The organism is Enterobacter sp. ZOR0014, from assembly GCF_000798855.1.
GTDB lineage: Bacteria > Pseudomonadota > Gammaproteobacteria > Enterobacterales > Enterobacteriaceae > Enterobacter > Enterobacter kobei.
This window is the reverse complement of sequence record NZ_JTLF01000161.1, coordinates 1-218: the sequence shown is the minus strand read 5'-3', so window position 1 is coordinate 218 and position 218 is coordinate 1. Positions and strand designations below refer to the sequence as shown.

Below are 218 nucleotides of genomic sequence, written 5' to 3'. Positions count from 1 at the left end.
ACGATCAGAATGACCTGCACCGTTTCATTGATGGGCACCCCGAAAAGATGATTCAAACCAGCATTCACCTGCAAAACACCGTACCCCAGCGATGTCGCAACGCCAAAGACCGTGCCGATAACGGCGAAAATATCTACCGCATGGCCTATAGGCCCGTATATGCGATCGCCAATAATGGGATAGAGTGCGGAACGCAGCGTTAAAGGCAGACCGTGACG

Annotated in this window: 1 protein-coding gene; it reads right to left on the bottom strand. The window is 52.3% G+C overall.

The genetic code is table 11. The annotated features are described in order from the left end of the window. On the bottom strand, positions 1-218 hold a 218-nt coding region (locus tag L977_RS08215), incomplete at both ends, for a BCCT family transporter (RefSeq protein ID WP_047625562.1).